A 1,032-nucleotide genomic window follows, 5' to 3' on the forward strand; every position below is an offset into this window, starting at 1 on the left:
TGGGATGACTTCATGTATCGCCTGAAGGCCCTCAGCGAGCGCCGCATCACCCGCAAGACCGCCGAGAAGGTCATGCAGACTATCTTCACAGATACCGGCTATCAGCCATCGGGCATGCCGGCGAAGGCCAACGAGCAGGCTATGAAGAAAGCCATGACTCTGTATGAGGGGACTGGTCGCGGGTCGGAGCTGGCGTCCGCCAAGAACACGGCCTACGGCCTGCTCAATGCGGTGACTGAGTTCGTGGACCATGAGCGTCGTGCCCGCAGCACCGACAACCGGCTGGACTCAGCCTGGTTCGGCAAGGGTGCCCAGATCAAGCAACGCGCTCTGGAACAAACCTCCCTGCTGGTCGCCTGACCCCGGTTAGATCTTTTCTTCTCCCTCTCTATTCCCGCTTCAAAGCAACCTGGAGAACACCATGAATTTGAAATGGCTCTACCGCCTGTTGGCGGTATGGGACTGTCGCCCTATGCCTGCTGAATTGGCAGCGGTGTGGGGCGCGTTCCTGCATGAAGGCCTGATGTGCCACCCCGGCGATCCGGGACGCAGTCGCCGCATCCTGGAGACCTGGGACAGTGGCTGCATCGAGCTGATCATCGCCTCGTGCGAATACCTGGACCCACTGTGGCAAACCGTCTCCCACATCTGGTTCGAGCCCCGTGGGCGCCCCGGCATCTTCGAGTATGAAGTGGTCAGTGAGTTGGGCGAATGGCTGGGTGAGCAACTGCTCACTACCGGCCAACTCCCCAGCGACAAGCAAGCTGAACGCTATATCGAAGCGTTGGTGAATGACTTCTTCGAGATCGGTGATGAGTCACCCTCGTCGTCAGGCCGCGCCGCATGATGCCATTTAGGCATCACTCACTCTCCATCCCCTTCCCTTACTTCTAGCCCCGGCCATTGTGCCGGGGCTTTTCTTTGTCAGGAGAACACTCATGGCACAACCGAAAAGCACAACTCCTACCCAGCGCCCGGCACTGCGCCTTGTCTCTACCAAGCAGATGAGCCGGGAGGACTGGCTGAAGATCC

At 59.4% G+C, this 1,032-nt stretch carries 2 protein-coding genes; both read left to right on the forward strand.

Going from position 1 to position 1,032, the window contains the following annotated elements:
• Positions 1-360, forward strand: a 360-nt coding sequence (locus A3754_RS24990) for a DUF932 domain-containing protein (protein WP_156497219.1), incomplete at its 5' end; no start/stop codon positions are given.
• A gap of 61 nt (positions 361-421) precedes the next feature.
• Entirely contained in the window at positions 422-847 is a 426-nt protein-coding gene (locus A3754_RS24995; RefSeq protein WP_063521644.1) for a hypothetical protein, read from the forward strand.
• Positions 848-1,032: the final 185 nt, after the last annotated feature.

The sequence above is a fragment of the Alcanivorax sp. HI0083 genome, from assembly GCF_001635175.1.